Below are 17,765 nucleotides of genomic sequence, written 5' to 3'. Positions count from 1 at the left end.
CTCCGGTGCACGCGGCGCAGCACGGGCGCGATCCGGCCTGCCCGCCGCGATGACATCGGTCAGGACGGGAATGGAGGAATCGAAATTTTCGGGTGTTTCAGCCGTATCGGGCGCGGTAGTGTTGGGCACGAGTGGACTCCGTCTCTTGATGGCAGGCTGACTGCAGGCTAACGGCGGGCGTTTTTACGATCATACCGCGTGGCCGCCGCGCGCTGCGACTGAGCGGCGCGCTCAGCCGCCCTGCTTGTAGTTGTTGAGCACGTACCCGCGATCGCGATAGAAACGATACCGTTCACGCCCCGCCACGAGTTCGTGCTCTTCGTTGCCGACCACTTCCAGCAGGCGTTCGAACCGCGCGAACTGCGGCGGCACCGCCGCACTGAGGTTCAGCAGGATCTGATGCTGCTGATCCTGCACCAGCGACTCCAGCGATGCAGTGAGCAACACCGGCGTTTCAGCCGCCAGCGCGGTGCCCGCCATGCAATGCGGCACGAACTCGAGCGGCTTGAAGGTCCACAATTGCTCGTCGAAGCGCTTCAGCCGGTCAGCTTCGGCCAGCACGATCAACGGCTGGCCGCTCAGGTACGCCTTGCGCGCGAGACGGCAGGCATACGCGATCGAATCCCCGACATTCGAATGGAAATCGATTCGCGTCATACCCACGCCTCCACGCTTGCGCTTGCTTCGGTGAAATTTTCAACCAAGCTCATTGGCCTGCACGGTCGACCAGGAACTGCGTGAGCAACGGCACCGGACGTCCGGTCGCGCCCTTCGCCGCGCCGCTTTTCCACGCCGTGCCCGCGATATCGAGGTGCGCCCACGGATAGTTCTGCGCAAAACGCGACAGGAAGCACGCCGCGGTAATTGCGCCGCCCGGGCGTCCGCCAATGTTCGCGACATCGGCGAAATTCGACTTCAGCAGCTCCTGATATTCGTCGTCGAGCGGCATGCGCCAGGTCGGATCGATCGCTTCCTTCGACGCATCCAGCAACTCGCCTGCCAGCGCGTCGTCCTTCGAGAACAAACCCGTGTTGTGATGACCGAGTGCGACGACGCACGCGCCCGTGAGCGTGGCGATATCGATTACGGCGGCGGGTTTGAAGCGCTCCACGTAGGTCAGCGCGTCGCAGAGAATCAGGCGGCCTTCCGCATCCGTATTCAACACTTCGATAGTCGTGCCCGACATCGACGTGACAATGTCGCCCGGCTTCACTGCATTGCCGGCCGGCATGTTCTCGCAGGTCGGAATCACGCCGATCACATTGAGCTTCAGCCCCATTTCCGCGATGGCGCGCATCGTGCCGAACACGGACCCGGCGCCCAGCATGTCGTACTTCATCTCGTCCATGCCTTCACCCGGCTTGATCGAGATGCCGCCGGTGTCGAACGTGATGCCCTTGCCGACCAGCACGACCGGAGCGGCCTTCGCGCCCGCGCCCTGATGATGGATCACGATGAACGCAGGTGGCTCGACCGACCCCTTCGCCACCGACAGGAACGAGCCCATACCGAGCGCTTCGATCTGCTTCTGGCCGAGCACTTCCACCTTCAGCTTGAAATCCTTGCCCAGTTTTTTCGCGGTCTGGCCGAGATACGTGGGCGTGCAGACATTCGGCGGCAGGTTGCCGAGATCACGCGTCAGATCCATGCCGTTGGCGAGCGCCGTCGCATGTTTCACCGCGAGTTTCGCGGCCTTGTCGTCGGCGGCGTCGATGCTGAACACCACTTTCTTCAACGCGCGATCGCCGTTTTCCGGCTTGCTTTTCATCTGCGTGAACTTGTAGGTCACTTCGCGCAGCGCAAGGATGGCGCAGCGCACGCCCCAGTCGCCCGTGCGCTCGGGCACCGGCAATTGCGCGAGCGTAAACGCCACATTCGCGATCTTCGTGGCAAGCAGCGCGCGCCATGCGGCGCGGGTGGCTTCCGTGTAAGCCTTCTGATTGAAAGCGTCCTGCTTGCCGAGGCCGACTAGCAAGATCCGTGACGCGCCAATCCCCGTCACTTCGGTCAGCATCAGCGTGGAACCGGCCTTACCGCTCATGTCGCCGGCCTTCACCGTACGCGTGAGCAACCCCTTGGTCACCAAATCCATCTCGCGGGCTGCGCCCGTCAACGTCTGCGCTTCGAACACTCCGAGCACTACTACATCGGCCTTTCCGTTAAGGAAACCATTTGCCGAGCCTTTGCTCCAATCACAGGCTTTTATGCTAAAGTCCATCGCGCTTATCCTCGGATAAAATCTGGGCTGAAGGATGAAAGCCGCAATTATCCGCTATTTTTTTCCGAGGCGGTCGCGGGCAGCGATGCCCGGATTGAATGTCTCGCTCATGACTCGTTCATGTCTCATTCAATCGGCACGTTTGTCATGGCGTGTGGCCCAAACGCGGGCCGCACATAATCCAACCGCCCGTCGCCCCCGGCGTCCACCTGACAATCAATGATCTTCGAACGCTCCCTTCAGCGTGAACTCGCGTATACGGCTGGCGCCGTATTCATGGTGCTGCTCACGATCATGCTGACCACGATGATGATTCGCATCGTCGGCTTTGCAGCATCGGGGCAAGTCGATCCGCGCGACGTGGTCGTGCTGATCGGCCTCACCGTCATCGGCTATCTCGCCGTGATCATGATCGTCACCCTGTTCGTGTCCATCCTCTTCGTGCTGACGCGCTGGTATCGCGACTCGGAGATGGTCGTGTGGCTCGCATCGGGCGTCAGTCAGACGGCCCTGATCAAACCGGTCGCGATGTTCTCCACGCCGATCATCCTGGCCATCGTGTTTTTCGCCTTCGTGGTCTGGCCGTGGTCGAATTTGCAGAGCAAGCTCATCAAGGCGCGGTTCCAGCAGCGCGATGAAGTCTCGCTGCTCGCGCCCGGCCAGTTCCGCGAATCGCAGACAAGCCACCGCGTGTTTTTCATCGAAAAAATGTCGCCGGACCAGGGGCACGTGCAAAACGTGTTCGTGACGAGCACGGAAGGCGGCAAGGTCAACGTCGTGGTGTCGAAGAACGGCCATACCGAAACGCACGCCAACGGCGACCGTTTCGTGGTGCTGGAAAATGGCCGGCGCTATGACGGCGTTCCGGGCCAACCGAACTTCCGCATCATGGAATTCGAGCGTTACGGCGTGAAAATCCAAAGCCAGCAATTCGTGAACACGCCGACCACGACCGGCATGTACACGAATGAACTGCTGGCGAACCCCACCCGCGACAACCTCGCGGAGATCGCATGGCGCGCGGGGCTGCCGTTGATCGCGATCAACCTGATGCTGCTTGCCATTCCGCTCTCGTACCAGAACCCGCGACGCAGCCGCACAATCAATCTCGTGATGGCCGTGCTGATCTATCTGACGTATTCGAACCTGCTGAACGTGGTGCAGTCGTGGATCGAGCAAGGCCGGGTATCGTTTGGCGTGGGGCTGGTGGGACTGCACATACTCGTCTCGATCATGGTTGCAATCATCTTCTGGCTGCGCATACGCAATCGCCCGCTGTTCCGGCTGTCGATGTTCACCCGCTCGAAAGGGGCCTGACGCAATGCGCATTTACGAACGGTATTTCGCGCGTCAGATCTATCTCGCGTTTATCTTCATCCTTTTTGCCTTCTCGGGCCTGTTCTTCTTCTTTGACCTGATCAATGAGTTGAACACGGTCGGACATGGCAATTACAAGTTCGGCCTCGCCGTGCTGCGCGTGGCGTTGCAGACGCCCTCGCGCTTCTACGAAATCATCCCGGTTGCCGCGCTGATCGCGGCTATCTATGTGTTCGCGCAGATGGCTGCGGCGTCCGAGTTCACCATCTTCCGCGTGTCCGGATTGTCCACCGGCAAGGCGTTGCGCTCGCTGCTCAAGATCGGCATACCGATGGTGCTACTCACGTATGTGATCGGTGAAGTGGTTGGCCCTTACTCCGATCAGCTCTCGGAGAAAGTGCGGCTCGAGGCGCTGGGGTCGTCGGTGTCGATGAACTTCGAATCGGGCGTGTGGGTGAAAGACACGCTGACCGCACGCGCGGATGGCGAGCAGGTCACGCGCTTTGTGAACGTGGGCACGCTGAACCCGGATACGACAATTGCGGACGTGCGCATCTACGAGTTCGATTCGCTGTTCCGGCTGACGAATGTGCGGATCGCGAAGAGCGGCGTGTTCCAGCCACCGGGCCACTGGAAGCTCACCGACGTAACGGACACCGAACTCATCGATGCACCGCCGCAAGCCGTGAATCCCGGCGATGCGCTCAATCCCGTTTATCGTGCGAAACAAGTCACCGTGCCCGAGTACTCGCTGCGCTCGGAATTGACGCCGCAGATTTTGTCGGTGCTGCTGGTGTCGCCCGACCGGATGTCGATGTTCAGCCTGTTCAGCTACATCCAGCATTTGACGGAAAATCATCAGGACACGCAGCGTTATCAGATCGCGTTCTGGCGCAAGATCTTGTATCCGCTCGCGGTACTCGTGATGCTGGTGCTGTCGCTGCCGTTCGCGTACCTGCATACGCGGGCCGGCGTGGTCGGCGTAAAGGTGTTCGGCGGCATCATGATCGGCATGAGCTTTCAGCTGGTTAACACGCTGTTTTCGCACATCGGTACGCTAAATACCTGGCCGGCGCCATTGACGGCCGCAGCGCCAGCGCTGGCGTATCTGATAGTCGGGTTGATCGGGCTGCGGTGGGTGGACCGGCATTAGGGCTTTGTGGGGATGACAAACGCGTGGAGACGCCATGAGCAAACACGGCATGATCTTGTTCGGCCACGGTGCACGCGATCCGCGCTGGGCTGAGCCTTTCGAACGGCTCGCCATGAAGCTGCGCGCAATGCGCAGCGCGCCGGTGGCGCTTGCGTTTCTTGAACTGATGACGCCCGATTTGCCCACGGCTATCGAACAGCTGGCAGCGGATGGGTGTGATGCGATCACGGTCATACCCGTGTTCTTCGGTCAGGGTGGGCACATCCGGCGCGACCTGCCCGAGTTGCTCGATCGATGCCGCGCGATATTTCCATCGGTTGAGATCAACTGTGCAACGGCGGTCGGTGAAGACGACAGCGTGCTCGATGCAGTCGCGCGGTATTGCGTTCGGCAGGTTGGGTAGCTGCCGCACTCGCACTCGGATAGCTGGCTACGTGACGGCTCCCCGGCCTGAAGGCCCCGGGGCTTCCTCCCCAGAGTGCAAGAGGATCTTTTTCCTGCTTCACTGCAGACTGCCCGGTGAACCGCTCACGCAGCCACCCGGTCTTGTGTCCGCTCTATCCGATGCTCTGGATGAGGGCCTTCGCCCCCGCAGGCATGCGCCGGCCGCCCGCCGGTCGTGTTCCGTTCCGTTGGCTGCTGAGCACGCTCGTCGCGTCGTCTGAACGCGACACGCTTGCTGGTTTTGACGCTCGCATATTCGCCCCCGCGCAGCCGCTCAATGCCTCTCGCCTTGATGTTGAGCGCCGCATTGTGATCAGCATGCGCCTCGAAACCGCAGCGTCGACAGACAAACCGCGCTCCCTCCCGGTTCTCCGGGTGAATGTGCCCGCAGCGGGAACATTCCTGACTCGTGTAGGCCGCCGGCACCAGGCCGACCAGCTTGTTGCGGCGGGCCGCTTTGTAGGCGAGCGTGCGGTGGATGCTGCCCCAGCACGACTCCAGAATCGATCGGTTCAGCCCCGCCTTCGCGCGCGCGCCGTTCGCCAGCCACTTTCCGCTTGCTTCGTCGAGCCGAGCTTTCGGGGCTCGCGTCAGGCCCTGAATCCCCAGATCCTCGAGCACGAAGAACTGAGCGCCCGAGGTGGCTAAACCGTGGCTGACCTTGTGGGCGAAGTCTTTGCGTGCGCGGGGCGCGTAGGCCTTCTTTCGGGCCAGTCGCGCGACCAGCTTGCGCCGGTTGGCCGAACCCTTCTTCGCGTGCGCGATGCGACGCTGATAGCGCTTCGCCCCAACCTCCTTGCGACGCATGCGCTCGAGCACGATCGCCTCGGCTCGGTACTGCCCGCCCTCGCTCGTCGCGATGCAGTTGTCTCGCACGTTGCGGTCGATGCCGAGCGTCACCTGCTGGACCGCGCCATCATCGAGACCGTTCAGTTCGTACGCGAGCTCGTGCGCTTCGCGCAGCACGATCGCGCTTTCGTGCGCGTAACACAAGCTCACGAACCACTGCCCGGCGACCTCACGAACGACGATCGTGTTCGCGATGCCGTACGCACGATGCGCCTTGAACGGCAACACGCCGACCGGGTTCGTCTTCGTGCCGAGCTCGATCACCATCTCGCCCGTGGGACTGCGCACGAAACGAAACAGCTCCTGGATGATCACGACGCTGTTGAAATCCCTGCGGCAACGACGTCGCGGCGCCTGGCCCAGTCCCTTCAGTTGCCGCTGTTTGGCGCTCATCCAGCGTACCGCACCGTTGCGCAGGATCTGGCTGGGCACCTCGTACAGCCAGCGCGTGAGCTCCCGATCCTTGAACTGGGCGTACCGTTGGTCAAGCGGGGTCTTCACGTCCGCCTTGCCCGACGCCAGTTCGAGCCGACGCTGCGCGGCGAAGAGCCGATCCTCCTCGACCTTGCCGTTGTAGATTGCCCGCTGACACCCAACCCAGCGCCTGAGCAGCGACGCTACCCCACGATCGGGGTAGGCCCTGAATCGGGCACCGGATTGAAGAGTAGAAGACATACAGATACTGTACATACATACAGTTCTATGTCAAGTTCAACTCATTCGGTTTATCCCCGGCAGCAGACGCGAACCTTCGGTTCGCCGCCTATCCTTCCTCCCCATGAATGGGCAGGATTGCCGGCTTACTTGTTCAAACGCATGGTGTTCAACATCCTTGTGACGAACGACGACGACCATCTTCGTAATCATGCGTTCGTGTGGGATGGTGCAAACAAAGGCTGGCGCTTGAGCGACCTGTACGACGTCGTGCCGAAACCGCAGGTCCGCTCTGCGCCTGTGTCTCGCGGGCGTCAGGACGCCGACGTGAGTATGAAAAAGCCCCTGCGGGTCATTAACCGACAGGGGCCTTTCCGAAGAGCCAAACCCCGCGTCACACCCATTCAGCGCAGCGTTTTTCAGGATCGTCATCGGCTTAAATCAAGCTGCAACCTGCAACGCCGCCTCCACCAACTCCGTCGACCGCCCCGACGAGCGCTCCGCAAACGCTTCGCCAATCATCAGCAGACTCGGCTGCGATGCATCGAGCCAATCCTGCGCTTCACCACGCGCCATCTCGCCCAAAGTCAGCGTCAACGAGCGCTCACGTTCCGTACTGCAAGCCTCGACGATAGCAACCGGCGTCGATCCCGGCCGTCCGGCATCGATAAGTTGCTGCGCGATCTCCGGCGCGCTGTCGCGGCCCATGTAGAACACGAGCGAGTCCGCACTCGCCTGCTCGCGGATCTCATCGGTATCGGGTGCACGGCTGTAGGTAGCCAGCGCCACGCTCCGCGATACTCCGCGCAAGGTCAGCGAGCGCTTTAACGTCGCGGCACTCGCCAGAGCGGCCGTGATGCCCGGCACCACTTCATACTCGATACCCGCCGCTTCGAGCGCGCGCATTTCCTCGTCGGCACGGCCGAACAGCATGGGGTCGCCGCCCTTCAGACGCACGACAACCTCATGTTCGCGAGCGGCATCGACGATCTGCTTGTTGATGAAATGCTGGGCGGTCGAACGCTGTCCGCAGCGCTTGCCCACTGCGATCTTGCGCGCGTCCGCCGCGTAGTCGAGCATGGCCGGTTCGATCAACGCGTCGTGCAAGACCACTTGCGCCTGGCTCAGCAGCTTCGCGCCGCGGACCGTAATAAGATCCGCAGCACCCGGCCCCGCACCGATCAGATACACCTTACCCATAGTCAATACTCAGGCTGAAAATGAACGGATCATCCCGGCCGCAACCGTGTGATGCGTCGCTTCATCGATAAGAACAAACGCGCCCGTGCCCTGATGCGTGTCGTAGGCATCGCAGACGATCGGCTTTTGGAGAGTCAGTGCCACCCGGCCGATGTCGTTCATCGTCAGGTTGTTGCGATCCACCGCATGCAGCAGCGTATGCACGTCGAGCACTTCCTTGATCGCACCGATCCGCGCGAACACGGTGTTCGTGGTCTGCTTCAGCAGGTACTTGCGCTGCGGTGAAAGCGGCTCTTCGTCGAACCAGCAGAGGTCCGCGTCCAGCTTCTTTGCGGGCTCGATCTTCGTGCCGCTCGTGTTGCGCGGCACGAACGTATCGCCACGCGAGACATCGACATCTTCCGCCAGGCGAATGGTCACCGTCTGACCGGCAAACGCGCGATCCACTTGCGCCACACCGCCCGGAACCGGAGCGATGATCTCAGCGACGGTCGCATCGCGATTCGCCGGCAGCACGGTAATCGTGTCGCCCAGCTTCACTTCGCCCGATTCGACACGGCCCATGTAGCCGCGGAAATCGTCGGCCTGACTACCATCCTGACGTGCGACCCATTGCACCGGGAAACGCAGCGCTTGCTCAACGGGCTGCGCAACAGGCAGCGCTTCGAGCAGATCGAGCAGCGGTTCGCCTGCATACCAGGGCATGCGCTCGCTGGCGGTCACGATGTTATCGCCCTTCAGCGCTGACACCGGCACGAAACGCACATCGTTAATCCCAAGCCGACGCGCGAGTTCGACGTACGCATCGCGGATCTCGTTGAAGCGCGTTTCGCTGAAGTCGATCAAGTCCATCTTGTTGATCGCGACGATCACATGCTGCAGTCCAAGCAACTTGACGATCGCGCTGTGACGCACCGTCTGCGGCAGCAGTTGCGCGACGCCGTCCTTGAACGTCACGCGCGTGGCGTCGACGAGAATGATCGCGGCGTGCGCCGTCGATGCACCCGTCACCATGTTGCGTGTGTACTGCTCGTGGCCCGGGGTATCGGCGATGATGAACTTGCGCTTCGCGGTCGCGAAATAGCGGTACGCAACGTCGATGGTAATGCCCTGCTCGCGTTCCGCCTCGAGACCATCGGTCAGCAATGACAGATCGATTTCATCGCCGACGGTGCGCTTGTTCTTCGCCCGCGACAAGGCCGACAACTGATCCGACAACACCGCCTTGCTATCGAACAGCAGGCGGCCGATCAGCGTGCTCTTGCCGTCGTCGACGCTGCCCGCCGTGATGAAACGCAACACGCCGAGGTCTTCGGGTTGATGAATGCTCATGATGTTTCCCTGTTCCTTGTTTGCGGCGTGATGCTTAGAAATAACCTTGTTTCTTGCGGGTTTCCATCGCGGCTTCGGAGGCTTGATCGTCCATCCGCGTGGCGCCGCGCTCCGTGATTTCCGTCACGGCCGTCTCAGCGATGATCTTCTCGACGTCGTCGGCATCGCTGGCTACGGGGCACGTGCAACTGATGTCGCCGACGGTCCGAAAACGCACAAGCGCGACTTCCGACACTTCGCCTTCCTGCAGCGGCGTGAGCGGCGTCAGCGGCACGAGCAAGCCATTACGGCGAATGATCTCGCGATCGTGCGCGTAGTAGATAGACGGCAGTTCGAGCTTCTCGCGCCCGATGTATTGCCAGATATCCAGTTCGGTCCAGTTCGAGATCGGGAACACGCGCAGGTGTTCGCCGTTATGCAGACGCGCGTTGTAGATGCTCCACAATTCCGGGCGTTGCGCTTTCGGATCCCACTGGCCGAATTCATCGCGAAAGGAGAAGATGCGCTCTTTCGCACGGGCCTTTTCTTCATCGCGACGCGCACCGCCGATCAACGCCGTATAACCGTATTCCTCGATGGTCTCGAGCAACGTCACCGCTTGCGCAGCGTTACGCGAATCCGTTTCGCGACGCAGCCGCACGGTGCCCTTCTTGATCGAATCCTCGACATGACCGACCACGAGCTGCGCGCCAATTTCAGCGGCACGACGATCGCGGAAGTCGATGACTTCGTCGAAGTTATGACCGGTATCGATATGAACCAGCGGGAACGGCAGCACGGTCTTGCGGCCCGTGCCCAGACCAAATGCCTTCAACGCAAGATGCAGCACGACGACCGAATCCTTGCCGCCGGAGAACAACAGCGCAGGCTTGCTGCACTCGGCCACGAGTTCGCGCAGGATATGAATCGACTCGGCTTCGAGCCAGTCGAGGTGGTCCATCCGGGTCTCGCGATTCGCGATCGGAGCGTTGACTGTTGAATCGAGCGTGCTGCTCATATGCGTCGTTCCTTGGTTGCTTTGCATAGCACCAAAGTAAAGGCGCCATGCGTCAAATTCAAATACGTTCAGAGCGCCGAGCTCGGCGCGGCGCTCCGGTCTTCCACGATCCTGATGTTCGTCACGTGCAAGCCGCATTCCTTCGTGTCCCGCGATTCCCACCACCAGCGCCCTGCCCGGCTGTCTTCGCCCGGACGGATCGCACGCGTGCACGGCTCACAGCCAATGCTCGGATAACCGCGCGCATGCAGCGGGTTGACGGGAACATCGAAGGCTTTCAGATACGCCCATACATCGGCTTCGGTCCAGTCCGCGAGCGGATTGAACTTGGCGATGTCGCGCGGCGCGTCGTGCTCTTCTTCATGCAACTCTACGCGCGTTACCGATTGCTCGCGGCGCTGCCCCGTGACCCACGCGCTCACGTCCTTCAGCGCACGATTCAACGGCTCGACCTTGCGAATACCGCAGCAGCTTTTGCGCAGATCGACGCTTTCATAGAACGCATTCAGACCGTGATCGCGGACATATTCCTCGACCGCTTCCGGCTGCGGATGAAACTGTTCGATGTCGTAGCCATAACGCTCTTTCACGCGATCGATCATGCCCAGTGTTTCAGCGTGCAGACGACCGGTGTTCAGCGAGAAAATGCCGATCCTCACGCCGCGCGAAAGAATGGCATGCGTGAGCAACATATCTTCGGCGGCGAGGCTGCTGGCTAACTTGACGTTCGCATGACGTTGCGCGATGGAATCGAGCAGTGCATCAAGACGTTCGACTTTGGCTTGCAGGTCGGCATTCATGCAGACGCTCCGGAAATGGCCGCGCCACGACGGCGGAACAGCGGTTCCGGATTGTCCACCGCGCCTTGATACGGGATGCTCAATTCGCCGAATGCATTCAGCGCGTCGTGAATGTCCTTATCGGCGCGCACGGCAAAGGCGTCGAAACCGCAACGTGCGTGAAAGCGCAACTGGTCGCGCAGCACGTCGCCGATAGCCCGCAGCTCGCCCGTCCAGTGATAACGCTCGCGCAACAAACGGCCGATGCTGAAACCGCGGCCATCGCTGAACTTCGGGAAATCGACGGCGATCAGCACGATCTTGTCGAAGTCTTCAACCAGTTCAGCGGGTTCATCGTCGGGTGCGAGCCATACGCCGATCGGTTCTTTCTTCTGCGCCGCGCTCAGCGCGTTCTTGTGCTCTTTCCACCACGTGAACGGGACGATCACCTTGGCCGGCAAGAGTGCATCGACTGCGGGCAGCGTGCCGTCTTCACCGGCGCGCACCACGGTCCAGCCGTCTTCAACCACTTCGCGATTCTTGATAATCAAAGCCATGTGCTTATTCCTTAGCGACTCAAGCATGCGCCGGCTGGCGCGACGCGTACACGCGTTCCTTGAACGGCGCGATGCCGATACGGCCATACGTCTCGATAAAACGCTCGCCTTCAATGCGGTTCTCAACGAACGTATCGATCACTTGCGACACCACGTCGGGCATCTCTTCCGCCGAGAACGACGGGCCGATCACGCGGCCAAGATGCGCGCCCGTTGCGCCCGAGCTCTGCTCGCCGCCAAGCGTGACCTGATACCACTCCGAGCCATCCTTATCGACACCGAGCACACCAATGTTGCCAATGTGATGATGACCGCACGCGTTGATACAACCCGAAATGTTGAGCGTCAGGTCACCGAGGTCGTACACGTAGTCGAGATCGCTGAAACGCTCTTGAATAGCTTGCGCAATCGGGATCGACTTGGCGTTTGCGAGCGAGCAGAAATCGCCGCCCGGGCACGCAATGATGTCGGTCAGCAGGCCAATATTCGATGTCGCGAAACCCAGCGCCTTCGCCCGTTCCCACACCGTATGCAGATCGCGCTTCTTCACGTTCGCGAGGATCAGGTTCTGCTCGTGCGAGACCCGGATTTCACCGAACGAGAATTCGTCGGCGAGATCGGCAACCGCTTCCATCTGCTTGTCCGTCGCATCGCCCGGTGCAATGCCGGTCGGCTTAAGCGACAACGTCACCGATGCATAACCCGGCACCTTGTGCGGCCGTACATTGCGTTCGATCCAGCGCGCGAACGGCTTGCTGTCGATGAGATGCTTTTCGTACGATGCATCCGTATCCGGCAGCTTTTCATAAGCGGGCGGCGCGAAGAACTGCGAGACGCGCGTGAGTTCTTCTTGCGTGAGCGTGGAAGGACCGTCCTTCAAATGCGCCCATTCTTCTTCCACTTGCTGCGCGAATTTCGCGGGGCTCAGCGCCTTCACGAGAATCTTGATCCGCGCCTTATACATATTGTCGCGACGGCCGTAGCGGTTATACACACGCAACACGGCTTCGCAGTACGTCAACAGGTGCTGCCACGGCAGATCTTCCTTGATCACCGCACCAACGATAGGCGTACGCCCCAGCCCACCGCCCGCGAGAATGCTCGCGACCACTTCGCCGGCCGCGTTTTTCTTCAGGTACACGCCCAGGTCGTGCACTTGCACGGCCGCGCGATCTTCCACCGAGCCATTCACCGCGACCTTGAACTTACGCGGCAGCCACGCGAATTCGGGGTGGAACGTCGACCATTGACGCAGGATTTCGGCCCACGGACGCGGATCGACGATTTCATCGGGCGCCACGCCAGCAAATTGATCGGCAGTGATGTTGCGAATGCAATTGCCCGACGTCTGGATGCCGTGCATTTGCACCGACGCCAGCTTGCGCAGGATTTCCGGCGTTTCTTCGAGCTGGATCCAGTTGAACTGGATGTTGGTGCGCGTCGAAAAGTGGCCGTAGCCGCGGTCGTGTTCACGCGCGATGGTGCCGAGCATGCGCATCTGGTCGCTGCGCAAGTTGCCGTACGGAATGGCGATGCGGTGCATGTACGCGTGCCGCTGCATGTACAGGCCGTTCTGCAGGCGCAGCGGCCGGAATTCTTCCTCGCTCAACTCGCCGGACAAGCGACGGCGCACTTGGTCGCTGTATTGAGCGACGCGTTCGTCGACGATTTTCTGGTCGATCTGATCGTATTGATACATTCGGGGGCCCCAGTTTTTAGTAGTTCCGCGAGTACGGCGTCCTAGCCACGCCGCACATCGAAATAGGTAGATTCATCGAGCGGAACGCCGTTCGGACAATGCGTTCATTTGCTTATGACAAATACAGATATCGATATTGGAAAAATTGGCTCGATGGTAATAAACTTCCTATATATTGCAAACGACTGATAAATTACTTTGATATGCGGATGGGTTATATATGAATCTGCACCAGTTCCGCTTCGTGCGCGAGGCCGTCCGGCAGAACTACAACCTCACCGAAGCCGCCAAGGCACTGTTCACATCGCAGCCGGGGGTATCGAAAGCGATCATTGAGCTGGAAGATGAACTCGGGGTCGAGATCTTCACCCGGCATGGGAAACGGGTGCGGTCGCTAACCGAACCGGGGCGAATTATCCTGGCATCGGTGGAAAAAATCTTGCAGGAAGTGGAAAGCCTGAAGCGCGTCGGTAAAGATTACGCGGCGCAGGATCAGGGCAATCTCGTGATCGCCGCCACGCATACGCAGGCCCGTTATTCGCTGCCGACGGCTATCGCGGAGTTTAAAAAGCGCTTCCCCAAGGTGCATTTGTCCATTTTGCAAGGCAGCCCGACGCAGGTGGCCGAAATGGTCATCCACGATCAGGCGGATATCGCCATCGCCACCGAGGCCCTCGCCAACTATAAAGAGCTCGTATCGCTGCCCTGCTTCCAGTGGCATCACCTGGCGGTCATGCAGCCGGATCATCCACTGCTTGAGCGGAAACTGCTGACGCTCGATGACCTCGCCCAATACCCGATCATCACGTACGACAACGCGTTCGCCGGCCGCTCGAAAATCAACCAGGCGTTCGCACTGCGCAATCTGACGCCCGACATCGTACTGGAAGCTATTGATTCGGACGTGATCAAGACTTACGTGGAGCTGGGTCTGGGCGTGGGCATTCTCGCCGATATGGCCTTTAATCCGGAACGCGATAAACACCTTCGCGCGATGCCCGTCGGTCATCTATTCGGTTCGAATGTCACACGGTTGGCGCTCAAGCAGGGCGCGTATCTGCGTAGCTACGTGTACACGCTGGTCGAGCTGCTCTCGCCTTCGATGAACCGCAAGCTGATCGAGCAGGCGCTGTCAGGCGAGCACGAAAGCTACGAGCTTTGATTCAGTGGATTCCGGCAAAAGCGCGGGGAATGCTCGCGCTTTGCCAGATCAGACGCCACGCGTTTTTTTGTCAGCCCCACACTTCAGCATTTTTAAACCACACCTCTTCGCGGAGACCATCCAATGAAGTTGTCGAAGTTCATGCGCCCGGCGCTGATGTTCGGCGCGCTCGCGCTTTTCAGCGCGGCGGCCAGCGCGCAACTGAAAGTCGGTATCGATTTGTCGAGCACGGGTCCGGCCGCGGCCATCGGCATCACGAGCAAGAACGCCATGCTGATGTGGCCGAAGACCATTGCAGGCCAGCAGGCCGACTACATCATTCTGGACGATGGCTCCGATCCGGGTGCTGCCGTGCGCAATATCCGCAAGCTGATTACAGAAGACAAGGTCGATGTGATCGTCGGCCCGAACATCACGCCGGCAGCGCTTGCGGCGCTCGATCCGGTCGCCGAATATCAAACGCCGATGATCACGCTGATCGGCTCGGCATCGGTTGTCGAACCGCAGGAAGGCAAGAAGGTGTGGGCGTTCAAGATGGCCCAGACCGACCGTGCAATGGCCGACGTCATGACCCGCACGATGGTCAACCGGAACGTGAAGACGGTCGGTTTCATCGGTTTCGCCGATAGTTACGGCGATAGCTGGTTCAACGAGTTTTCGAAGTTCGCCGAGCTGCGGCATATCAAGGTGGTCGCGAGCGAGCGTTTCAATCGCACCGATGCCAGCGTGACTGGCCAGATTCTGAAACTGATGGCCGCGAAGCCGGATGCGGTGCTGATTGCCGGCGCGGGCACGCCGACCGTGTTGCCGCAGCGCACGCTGGTCGAGCACGGCTACAAGGGCGCGATTTATCAGACACATGGGATTGCCACGCCGGAGTTCATCAAGCTCGGCGGCAAGGACGTGGAAGGCACGCTGTTCCCGACTCAGCCGGTGGTAGTCGCGCGGACGTTGCCGGCGGATCATCCGTCGAAGAAGGCGGCGCTCGCTTTCGTCGATGCGTACGAAGCCCAGTATGGAAAGGGCACGGTGACACAGTTTGCCGGCGATGCAGCGGGCGTTTATCCACGGTTGCAGGATGCGATCGGGCGTGCGCTGAAGGCGGGACAACCTGGGACAGTAGCGTTTCGCGTGGCGTTGCGAACGGAACTGGAGCACGCGCATGAGCTGGTTGTACCAAACGGCGTGGTAAGCACCAGCGCCACCGATCACGTCGGCCTCGATCAGCGGGCGAGCGTGATGGGCATCATCAAGAACGGCCAGTTCACGTATTTGAGCCAGTGAACGCGGTGGCCTGCTGCAAGCGTCCAAGGGCTTGCCCGCGGAAACGATTTTCGGCATAATCGCTGACTTGCCGGTTGGCGTCGGATTTTTTCCGTCTCAGTCGGCAAGTTCAAATGCTGTTTGCCCGGGTGGTGAAATTGGTAGACGCAGGGGACTCAAAATCCCCCGCCGCAAGGCGTGCCGGTTCGATTCCGGCCCCGGGCACCACATACAGTTCTGCAGAATTCCGATGAAGTTCGAAAACCCGCTATAGCTCAAGGCTTGGCGGGTTTAATGAGATGGTCACTCCCACCCTACACGCGAGTTGCGCTGTAGGGTGTTTTGTTTCTGGAGACCATCATGCAAAGCGTGACGCTGGTTGGAATCGATCTAGGCAAACACTCGTTTCACCTGCACGGCCAGGATCAGCACGGCAAAGCCGTGTTCCGCAAGAAGGTCAGTCGCAAACAGCTCGTTGAGTTTTTCGCTACCTTCCATGCCTGCACTGTCGTCATGGAAGCCTGCGCCGGCGCCCATCACATGGCCCGCAAACTGGGCACCTTCGGGCATCAGGTCAAGCTCATCTCGCCGCAATTCGTGCGGCCCTTCGTCAAGAGCAACAAGAACGACTTCGTGGACGCCGAGGCGATCTGCGAGGCGGCTTCACGCCCGTCCATGCGGTTTGTTACGCCGAAGACCGAATCGCAGCAAACACTGTCGGCCCTGCACCGGGTTCGCGAATCGCTGATCCGCGATCGCACGAAGACGATCAACCAGATGCACGGTTTCCTGCTTGAGTTCGGCATTAGCCTGCCGATCGGTCAGGCGGTTGTCACACGCTTGCCGGCGGTGCTCGCCGAGCACCCGCTGCCGCCGCGCCTGATCATGATCCTCGAGCGGCTGCATGCCCACTTCAAGTACCTCAGCGAACAGATCGGTGAGATCGACAAGGAAATGGCCCGGCAGCTCGCCGACGACGACCTCGGTCAGCGTCTGCTGTCGATTCCTGGCGTCGGCTCGGTCACGGCGAGCGTGCTGGCTGCCGAGATGGGCGACGGCAAGCAGTACGGCTGCAGCCGGGACTTTGCGGCGTCCATCGGGCTGGTGCCTCGCCAGTACAGTACAGGCGGCAAGGCCAACCTGCTGGGCATCAGCCAAGCGAGGTGACAAGAACATCCGGCGTCTGCTGGCGCAGTGCGCCAGAGCCTACATGCAGCGGCTCGACCGGCAAACCGGCCGCCTGGCCGAATGGGTTCGAGCCATGCTCACACGCCGACATCCGAACGTAGTGGCCTGTGCGTTGGCCAACAAACTGGCACGAACGGCCTGGGCGCTCGCCACCCACCGCACCACGTTCGATGCGGCAGCGGGCGTCATGTCAAGCTAAGCGCCCGACTCCACACACGATTTACCGAAGTACACCCACCTGGTTTTGCGGTCGCTGAAAACAGAAATCACCGGTCACGGTTTCCGCGCGATGGCTCGCACCATCTTGCATGAAGAATTGGAGCAAAAGCCAGAAGTAATCGAGCACCAGCTCACACACGCGGTACCGGATAACTTAGGTTCGGCCTACACCGAACAAAGTTCATAAGGGAAAGACGTACGATGATGCAGCTATGGGCAAACTACCTAGATTGCCTGAAAGTGGGTGCGCAGATTATTCCAATCATTGGGGCCGCTGCAAGATAGCTCCGATTGGCTCCGATTGCCTCAAGACAGTGGGAGTATCAAACTTGCGTAGACACCGCGCTGTAACGGGAGCTGCCCGACACCACGCCGCGAGCGCGACGGACCAGCGAGCATCGCCGCAATCGCGCTCACCCTTCCGGCAACTCATTCACGATGCTTCTCCGTGAAGCGACACCCGAGGTGAAACAGCTGCAGTGGACAGTATCCGACCTTAAATCGGAGATGATCAACTGCCAGATGTGCACGGAAGCAATATCCGTCGTGCTACGACCGTCACCAGTGTTGCTGAACCTCTACGACGGTAGTCGTCGGCCAATGCACGAGACGGCCGAACGGGCCGACATCTCAACCGAGGTCGTTGGTTAATTTGCTCTTCGGGGAAAGAGATACTTGTCCTGTCGTCCGCCGGAAAGGCGCACCTTTTGCCGTCAATTCGGCGTATCACGCGA

The 17,765-nt window shown here is 60.3% G+C and carries 14 protein-coding genes, 1 tRNA gene and 3 pseudogenes; 9 read left to right on the top strand and 9 right to left on the bottom strand.

Annotated elements, in window-relative coordinates; all coding sequences use genetic code 11:
• Positions 1–231: 231 nt before the first annotated feature.
• On the bottom strand, positions 232–657 hold the full coding sequence (locus tag EOS_RS31040) for a DNA polymerase III subunit chi (protein ID WP_047896023.1): 426 nt from the start codon (positions 655–657) through the stop codon (positions 232–234).
• Positions 658–706: 49 nt separating this feature from the next.
• On the bottom strand, positions 707–2,218 hold the full coding sequence (locus EOS_RS31035) for a leucyl aminopeptidase (protein WP_047896022.1): 1,512 nt from the start codon (positions 2,216–2,218) through the stop codon (positions 707–709).
• 219 nt (positions 2,219–2,437) lie between these two features.
• On the opposite strand from EOS_RS31035, the gene lptF reads away from it, so the two are divergent.
• The 3 genes from lptF to EOS_RS31020 are packed head-to-tail and all read left to right on the top strand — an operon-like array spanning position 2,438 to position 5,091.
• Positions 2,438–3,535 (top strand): LPS export ABC transporter permease LptF, encoded by a 1,098-nt coding sequence (gene lptF, locus EOS_RS31030; protein WP_047896021.1) that lies wholly within the window; start codon positions 2,438–2,440, stop codon positions 3,533–3,535.
• 4 nt (positions 3,536–3,539) lie between these two features.
• Complete coding sequence (gene lptG, locus EOS_RS31025) at positions 3,540–4,688, top strand: LPS export ABC transporter permease LptG (protein ID WP_047896020.1); 1,149 nt, start codon at positions 3,540–3,542, stop codon at positions 4,686–4,688.
• A 34-nt stretch (positions 4,689–4,722) separates the two neighbouring features.
• On the top strand, positions 4,723–5,091 hold the full coding sequence (locus EOS_RS31020) for a sirohydrochlorin chelatase (protein ID WP_047896019.1): 369 nt from the start codon (positions 4,723–4,725) through the stop codon (positions 5,089–5,091).
• 125 nt (positions 5,092–5,216) lie between these two features.
• Here the strand turns inward: EOS_RS31020 and EOS_RS31015 are convergent, their stop codons facing one another.
• On the bottom strand, positions 5,217–6,656 hold the full coding sequence (locus tag EOS_RS31015; protein ID WP_053064090.1) for an RNA-guided endonuclease InsQ/TnpB family protein: 1,440 nt from the start codon (positions 6,654–6,656) through the stop codon (positions 5,217–5,219).
• A 27-nt stretch (positions 6,657–6,683) separates the two neighbouring features.
• Between EOS_RS31015 and EOS_RS49025 the strand changes: the two are divergent.
• Positions 6,684–6,911, top strand: a pseudogene (locus EOS_RS49025) (HipA domain-containing protein); the annotation flags it as partial.
• Positions 6,912–7,076: 165 nt separating this feature from the next.
• Here the strand turns inward: EOS_RS49025 and cobA are convergent.
• From cobA to EOS_RS30980, 6 genes are all read right to left on the bottom strand, one after another.
• On the bottom strand, positions 7,077–7,835 hold the full coding sequence (cobA, locus tag EOS_RS31005) for a uroporphyrinogen-III C-methyltransferase (protein WP_047896017.1): 759 nt from the start codon (positions 7,833–7,835) through the stop codon (positions 7,077–7,079).
• A 9-nt stretch (positions 7,836–7,844) separates the two neighbouring features.
• Complete coding sequence (locus EOS_RS31000) at positions 7,845–9,170, bottom strand: sulfate adenylyltransferase subunit 1 (protein ID WP_200908721.1); 1,326 nt, start codon at positions 9,168–9,170, stop codon at positions 7,845–7,847.
• A 31-nt stretch (positions 9,171–9,201) separates the two neighbouring features.
• Complete coding sequence (gene cysD, locus EOS_RS30995) at positions 9,202–10,164, bottom strand: sulfate adenylyltransferase subunit CysD (RefSeq protein ID WP_047896015.1); 963 nt, start codon at positions 10,162–10,164, stop codon at positions 9,202–9,204.
• A 68-nt stretch (positions 10,165–10,232) separates the two neighbouring features.
• Positions 10,233–10,964 carry a phosphoadenylyl-sulfate reductase gene (locus tag EOS_RS30990; protein WP_047896014.1) on the bottom strand — a complete coding sequence of 244 codons (732 nt, stop codon included), beginning with the start codon at positions 10,962–10,964 and terminating at the stop codon, positions 10,233–10,235.
• Positions 10,961–11,500 (bottom strand): DUF934 domain-containing protein, encoded by a 540-nt coding sequence (locus tag EOS_RS30985; RefSeq protein WP_047896013.1) that lies wholly within the window; start codon positions 11,498–11,500, stop codon positions 10,961–10,963. Before EOS_RS30985 ends, EOS_RS30990 begins: the two co-directional genes overlap by 4 nt.
• Positions 11,501–11,519: 19 nt before the next feature.
• Positions 11,520–13,199: a nitrite/sulfite reductase gene (locus EOS_RS30980; RefSeq protein ID WP_047896012.1), complete on the bottom strand. Its 1,680-nt coding sequence runs from the start codon at positions 13,197–13,199 to the stop codon at positions 11,520–11,522.
• 220 nt (positions 13,200–13,419) lie between these two features.
• On the opposite strand from EOS_RS30980, the gene EOS_RS30975 reads away from it, so the two are divergent.
• The 5 genes and pseudogenes from EOS_RS30975 to EOS_RS48370 all read left to right on the top strand — a co-directional run.
• Positions 13,420–14,361 carry a CysB family HTH-type transcriptional regulator gene (locus EOS_RS30975; RefSeq protein ID WP_047896011.1) on the top strand — a complete coding sequence of 314 codons (942 nt, stop codon included), beginning with the start codon at positions 13,420–13,422 and terminating at the stop codon, positions 14,359–14,361.
• A gap of 123 nt (positions 14,362–14,484) precedes the next feature.
• On the top strand, positions 14,485–15,645 hold the full coding sequence (locus tag EOS_RS30970; RefSeq protein WP_047896010.1) for an ABC transporter substrate-binding protein: 1,161 nt from the start codon (positions 14,485–14,487) through the stop codon (positions 15,643–15,645).
• 122 nt (positions 15,646–15,767) lie between these two features.
• Positions 15,768–15,852: transfer RNA gene (locus EOS_RS30965), tRNA-Leu, on the top strand.
• 132 nt (positions 15,853–15,984) lie between these two features.
• Positions 15,985–17,011 (top strand): annotated as a pseudogene (locus EOS_RS30960) (IS110 family RNA-guided transposase).
• 57 nt (positions 17,012–17,068) lie between these two features.
• Positions 17,069–17,316, top strand: a pseudogene (locus EOS_RS48370) (integrase); the annotation flags it as partial.
• Positions 17,317–17,765 lie beyond the last annotated feature (449 nt).

Origin of the sequence: Caballeronia mineralivorans PML1(12) (assembly GCF_001028175.1) — a bacterium.
Taxonomy (GTDB): domain Bacteria; phylum Pseudomonadota; class Gammaproteobacteria; order Burkholderiales; family Burkholderiaceae; genus Caballeronia; species Caballeronia mineralivorans.
This window is presented reverse-complemented; position numbering and strand designations above follow the sequence as displayed.

Bases quoted from the DNA above. Each gene is read 5' to 3' on its own strand.
- lptF (WP_047896021.1), top strand. From the start codon at position 2,438: ATGATCTTCGAACGCTCCCTTCAGCGTGAACTCGCGTATACGGCTGGC.
- EOS_RS31015 (WP_053064090.1), bottom strand. From the start codon at position 6,656: ATGTCTTCTACTCTTCAATCCGGTGCCCGATTCAGGGCCTACCCCGAT.
- cobA (WP_047896017.1), bottom strand. From the start codon at position 7,835: ATGGGTAAGGTGTATCTGATCGGTGCGGGGCCGGGTGCTGCGGATCTT.
- EOS_RS30980 (WP_047896012.1), bottom strand. From the start codon at position 13,199: ATGTATCAATACGATCAGATCGACCAGAAAATCGTCGACGAACGCGTC.
- EOS_RS30975 (WP_047896011.1), top strand. From the start codon at position 13,420: ATGAATCTGCACCAGTTCCGCTTCGTGCGCGAGGCCGTCCGGCAGAAC.
- EOS_RS31040 (WP_047896023.1), bottom strand. From the start codon at position 657: ATGACGCGAATCGATTTCCATTCGAATGTCGGGGATTCGATCGCGTAT.
- EOS_RS30990 (WP_047896014.1), bottom strand. From the start codon at position 10,964: ATGAATGCCGACCTGCAAGCCAAAGTCGAACGTCTTGATGCACTGCTC.
- EOS_RS31020 (WP_047896019.1), top strand. From the start codon at position 4,723: ATGAGCAAACACGGCATGATCTTGTTCGGCCACGGTGCACGCGATCCG.
- EOS_RS30985 (WP_047896013.1), bottom strand. From the start codon at position 11,500: ATGGCTTTGATTATCAAGAATCGCGAAGTGGTTGAAGACGGCTGGACC.
- lptG (WP_047896020.1), top strand. From the start codon at position 3,540: ATGCGCATTTACGAACGGTATTTCGCGCGTCAGATCTATCTCGCGTTT.
- EOS_RS31035 (WP_047896022.1), bottom strand. From the start codon at position 2,218: ATGGACTTTAGCATAAAAGCCTGTGATTGGAGCAAAGGCTCGGCAAAT.
- cysD (WP_047896015.1), bottom strand. From the start codon at position 10,164: ATGAGCAGCACGCTCGATTCAACAGTCAACGCTCCGATCGCGAATCGC.
- EOS_RS30970 (WP_047896010.1), top strand. From the start codon at position 14,485: ATGAAGTTGTCGAAGTTCATGCGCCCGGCGCTGATGTTCGGCGCGCTC.